The 4,941-nt window shown below is 62.1% G+C and carries 7 protein-coding genes; 2 read left to right on the forward strand and 5 right to left on the reverse strand.

The window, feature by feature from the left end; translation table 11 throughout:
* A partial coding sequence (locus tag WCE35_RS17090) for an amidohydrolase family protein (RefSeq protein WP_424594509.1) occupies positions 1-673 on the forward strand: 673 nt, incomplete at its 5' end.
* 26 nt (positions 674-699) lie between these two features.
* Here the strand turns inward: WCE35_RS17090 and WCE35_RS17095 are convergent.
* The 4 genes from WCE35_RS17095 to WCE35_RS17110 all read right to left on the reverse strand — a co-directional run bounded on the left by WCE35_RS17095 (position 700) and on the right by WCE35_RS17110 (position 4,126).
* On the reverse strand, positions 700-1,956 hold the full coding sequence (locus WCE35_RS17095; RefSeq protein WP_424594510.1) for an aminopeptidase: 1,257 nt from the start codon (positions 1,954-1,956) through the stop codon (positions 700-702).
* Positions 1,957-2,065: 109 nt separating this feature from the next.
* Positions 2,066-2,800, reverse strand: a complete 735-nt coding sequence (locus WCE35_RS17100) for a sulfite exporter TauE/SafE family protein (protein WP_424594511.1) — start codon at positions 2,798-2,800, stop codon at positions 2,066-2,068.
* A 133-nt stretch (positions 2,801-2,933) separates the two neighbouring features.
* Positions 2,934-3,176 (reverse strand): hypothetical protein, encoded by a 243-nt coding sequence (locus WCE35_RS17105; protein ID WP_424594512.1) that lies wholly within the window; start codon positions 3,174-3,176, stop codon positions 2,934-2,936.
* 500 nt (positions 3,177-3,676) lie between these two features.
* Positions 3,677-4,126 (reverse strand): hypothetical protein, encoded by a 450-nt coding sequence (locus tag WCE35_RS17110; protein WP_424594513.1) that lies wholly within the window; start codon positions 4,124-4,126, stop codon positions 3,677-3,679.
* A 38-nt stretch (positions 4,127-4,164) separates the two neighbouring features.
* On the opposite strand from WCE35_RS17110, the gene WCE35_RS17115 reads away from it, so the two are divergent.
* On the forward strand, positions 4,165-4,470 hold the full coding sequence (locus WCE35_RS17115) for a hypothetical protein (protein ID WP_424594514.1): 306 nt from the start codon (positions 4,165-4,167) through the stop codon (positions 4,468-4,470).
* A 185-nt stretch (positions 4,471-4,655) separates the two neighbouring features.
* On the opposite strand, the gene WCE35_RS17120 is transcribed toward WCE35_RS17115, so the two are convergent.
* A partial coding sequence (locus tag WCE35_RS17120) for a hypothetical protein (RefSeq protein ID WP_424594515.1) occupies positions 4,656-4,941 on the reverse strand: 286 nt, incomplete at its 5' end.

Here is a 4,941-nt window from a genome sequence, read left to right on the forward strand (position 1 = left end):
GGCAAAACCGGTGCTGGAAGCCGAGATCGTCGCCGGCAACGGCCGCTTCCGCGGCATCCGCCATTCCTCTGCCTGGGACGCGGAGCCGGACGTCGCGGGCATGTATGCGACGCGGCCACGGGGGCTATTGCTCGATCCGACCTTCCGCAAGGGCTTTGCCTGCCTGGCACCGCTGAATCTCAGTTTCGACGCCTGGCTGTTTCACCCGCAGATCGGCGAACTCGCCGATCTCGCTTGTGCCTTTCCCGACACCCAAATCGTGCTCGACCATTGCGGCGGCCCGATCGGCATCGGCCGCTTCGCAGGCCGACGCGAGGAGACTTTTGCGGTCTGGAAGGCCTCGATCCAGCAGATCGCCAAATGTCAAAACGTCGTCGTCAAGCTCGGGGGACTGGCGATGCGCCTGCTGGGTTATGATTTTCACCGGCGGCCAAAGCCGCCCTCCTCCGAGCAAGCAGCGGCGGCGTGGCGGCCGTATATCGAAACCTGCATCGAGGCATTCGGACCCGCGCGCGCCATGTTCGAAAGCAATTTTCCGCCCGACAAGGGCCAGTGCAGCTATCAGGTGATCTTCAACGCCTTCAAGCGCGTCGCCGCGCAATATAGCGAGGCGGAGAAGACGGCGCTGTTCTCGAAGACGGCGACGGATTTTTACCGGCTGAAGCTGGGGTGACGGCGCGGGCGAACGCGATCAACCGCTCACGCCCACTCGCCCTTGCGGAACACCGGCACGCGGCGGCCGTCGACGTGCAGGCCGTCGACGTCGGTCTTCTCGGAGCCGATCATCCAGTCGATGTGAATGAGGCTCGCGTTGCCGCCCTGCGCTGCGATCTGCTGCGGCGTCAGCCTGGCCCCATCGACAAAGCATTTTGAATAGCACTGGCCGAGCGCGATGTGGCTTGCCGCGTTCTCGTCGAACAGGGTGTTGAAGAACAACAGACCGCTTTTCGAGATCGGGGAAGAGTGCGGCACCAGCGCGACCTCGCCGAGGCGGCGCGCACCCTCGTCGGTATCGAGCACCTTGGTCAGCACCTCTTCGCCGCGCGAGGCCCTTGCCTCGACGATGCGGCCTTCCTCGAACTTCACGGCGATATCGTCAATCAGCGTGCCCTGGTAGGACAGCGGCTTGGAACTGACGACATGACCGCTGACGCGCCGGCAATGCGGCGTGGTGAAGACCTCCTCGGTCGGGATATTGGGGTTGCAGGTAATGCCGTTCTTGGCTGTCGACGCGCCGCCTTCCCATTCATGGCCGTCCGCGAGCCCGATCGTCAGGTCGGTGCCCGGCCCCGAATAATGCAAGGCGTGGAAGCGCTGCCCGTTCAGCCATTCGGTCCTCTCGCGCAGCACCGCGTTGTGTTTCTCCCAGGCAGCGACGGCGCCGTCCTGGTCGACCCGCGAGGCCGAAAAGATCGCGTCCGCCAGTTTGGCGACGGCGACATCTTCCGGATCATCGGCGAACACCTGTCTTGCCCAGGACGGGCTCGGATAGGCGATGATGTTCCAGTTGGTCTCGAAATTGACGATCTTTTCCAGCGCCGGCTGATAGGCGATCGAGTTGGCCTTGCTGGCGCGCGCCACCCTGGCCGGGTCTTGCCCCGAGAGCAGCATCGGATCGTCGCCGACGATCGCGAGCCGCGCGGTGTTGGCCGCGAACGCCTTCGCCATCCCCTCATAGAGCCAGTTCGCGGCGCGATCAAAACTGCCATCATGTCCGTGGCGATAGCGCGACAGCGTGACCTCCTCATCCGACAGCAACGGCGTCACCAGGCCGGCCCCCGCCCGGTAGGCGTGCTCGGCGATCTTCCTCACCAGGGGGAGCGCCACCGCGGGCGCGGTCAGGAGCAGATCCTGTCCCGGCCGCAGGCGCAGCCCGACCTTCACCGCGACTTCGGCGAGGCGGTCGAGTTTGACGGGATCGATCGAGGCGGAAAGATTGCGTTGATGTGCGGTCATGGTTTTGCCGGGCGGTATGGTGTGACGGGATGGCGGTTTTGGATTTCGACCTGATGAGTCGTAGTCCGAATCGATCCGCTTCCGCAAGGTTCCCCGCCGCGCCCGTCGATCAGGCAACAGCGAGCGAAATGCCCGAAAACAGCAATACCACGAGAACGATCTTGCGGAAGCCGAACTCATTGATGTTCCGGAACGCCAGAATGCCGAGCGCCGATCCCGCCAGCAGCGCCGGCAGGCTGATCGCGAGATCGATCATGATCCTGCTCGACAGGCTGTGACGTTCGAGCAGCAGCGCGAGCGCGAACAGCTGCATGATGGCGATGAACGGCTGGACGAGGCCGCGCTGATCGCCCTTCGGCATCCCGCGCATGTCGCACCAGATGGTTGGAACCGCGCCCGGCATCGCCGTCAGCCCTCCGATCAGGCCTCCGCCAAATCCGACCAGGGCGATGAGCCGCGCGCTGGCTTTTTCGGTAAGATGCGTGAATGTCGGCTGGAACAGCATGTAAGCCGCATACAGCGAGACCACGATCCCGAAGCCAACCCTGAGGATGGTGGTGTCGGCGTTGCGCAGCAGGTATACCGCGATCGGAAGGCCGAGCGCGCCGCCGACGACCAGCATCAGGCTGCCGTGCCACTGGATGTTCTTGCGCAGCGCCCACAGATTGGCGGCCTGTACCGCGACGCTGCACGCCATCATCAGCGGGACCGCTTCCAGCGGCTGGAAGATCCGAAGCAGGATCGCGCCCGCGACGGCGGAGAAGGCAAAGCCTGCCATGCCCGATACAAAGGCTCCGGCGAAAACCGCGGCGCTGAGCAGAAGGTTTGTCGCCAGGTCCGGCATCGCCTTCATCCTGTCTGCGACGGAAGCGTCGCCTAGAGCGCGATGACTTTTCTTCGAATCGTCATCCCGCTCTATCTTTTTGTTTGAGCGTGATCTTCTCGGAAAACCGGTGCCCACTTTTCCGGATCACGCTCTAGTCGTACGAAAGCGATGACTCCGGCGGCTTGCCTTCCGATCGACACTTCGCTTCATCGTCCAGCGCGGCGAATGCCGACGGCTCGACCGCCGGCCTCGCATGCGAACGCTCCAGCATGACGCCGCTGGCGAGATGAAGGATCACAAATGCGATGATGGCCGTGATGGCGAGCGGACTGAGGCTACGCGCGCCTGGGTGTGCGATGAATGGCGTGGACGGGCGCGTTATCTCGGTTGGCATCTGCAATGCTTTCTTCCTGATTGGCGTGCGGTGCGGCGCTTGTCGGCTCGCCCTGCCAATCCCTGGCAGTCAAATGGCGATAGCGATGATGGACACGTGCTGCTTCCAACTGCCGTGAATGCTGCAAAGCCTCGATCATGCGTATGAAAATGCTCTTCCGCCTGGTCCGCCGGCGCAACGCATGTCCAACGTGGCGCAGCGCGATTGATCCTGCGTGCCTCATCAGAGATCTCCATGTTTCACGCGGGCAAAATGACAGGGATCGGAAGACGGGCCTGTGAGCTGTTTCACAGTCGCCGGCCGAGCTTCGCACAACTAGATGTGACCGAATGTTCGCCGATCGTCGTCATCCGATCGGAGGACGTGACATCGCGACCGCAGGCACGGCCCCCGTCACGATTTTGCAAAGCGAAGGTATCATTCACGCGATTGCCGGCCGCGAAAGTTGCTCGCGTTGGATCACGTTGAGACACTTTGGGAATGCCGCCTCACGCTTGAGCTCAAGCGCGTGCGGAGGTCGCGGCACACGGCACGTCGGTTGCAGCGAATGGTTGGAGCGCGTTTGCGGCAGAGATGATGGTGGACAGCCGGGGCAGACGTTCAATACCTGGCGCTGACGGCAGCAGAGCAGCGGCGCCGTCGCGCAACTGACAATCAAGTACCGATGCGTCGAACGAATGACCCTCGGGCGTGGCAACGCGCACGGCGGCACTATCGGGGGCCGCTTTTCTAACAGGCGTCCTGCGCGTCGTCATCGAAGCGCTATAGGGTTTGTGGCGCTTCGATTTCAGGCTTTGGAATTGCGCAGTCTCTCGCAGCTCTCGCTTACGAGGTGATCGAGCAAAGAAGCGGCTTGCTGCGGTGCGTGCGTCGCGGCTCTTGACGCAGATCAACGCGAAATTCTGCGGATGTGACTTACTTAACCCACTGGCCGAGCGTTTTTCCGACACCGTCGTTCTGCCTTTGAATCAAAAAAGAGGAAACTCTGATGTTTCGGATTGGCTTTTGCCTAACAGCGGCATTTCTTGCTGCGGTCCTGTCCAGTGCCGCTATTGCACAGACCTCGGCATCGCCCCCCGCAACAAAACAATCGCCCGCGACGTCCGCCACAGACGCATCGAAAGCCTCGCTACCGGCACAGGTCGAGAAATGGACAAAAGACCAGTGGGAAGCGGCGAAAAAAGAGTGGGCTAAAGACACAGCCAAATGGGCCGATTGCCAGAAGCAGTCGAGCAAACAGAAACTTGAGGGTCGGAAGAGCTGGCCGTTCCTTTACAAATGCATGACTGGTTGAGGCTGGCCGGGTTTTGAAACGGTGTTCCGCGGCCTTACGCGGCCCACACCGTGATGAGATGGAACTGGTTTGCTTGTAGCTCGTTGAGGTTTCGCATTCATCCGATGATCCAGAGAAAGGTACGTAACATGAAGAGAATCGCGTTTGCTTTGGCGACCGCCGCTATGGTCTTCACGGCTGGTTCGTCATTTGGCGGGGTTTTCCCTGCCAAGGCGGAAAATCTGAAAATGGCCCAGGTCGACATCCAGGTGGGTCGCGACCGAGACTACCGTGAGGAGCGCTCCAATCGCGACCGAGACTACCGTGACGAGCGCTCCCATCGCGATCGACGGGATTCGGGTGCAACCATCGGCGTTGGCCCCGGCGGCATCGTCGTTGGCCCGAGACAACGCTGCCGCACGGTCACCACCACGGTCGATCGGGACGACGGCCGCCGGGTGACCCGCAGGGAGCGTGTGTGCGATTGAATGA

This window comes from Bradyrhizobium sp. (genome assembly GCF_049691595.1).
In the GTDB taxonomy this organism is placed as follows: Bacteria; Pseudomonadota; Alphaproteobacteria; order Rhizobiales; family Xanthobacteraceae; genus Bradyrhizobium.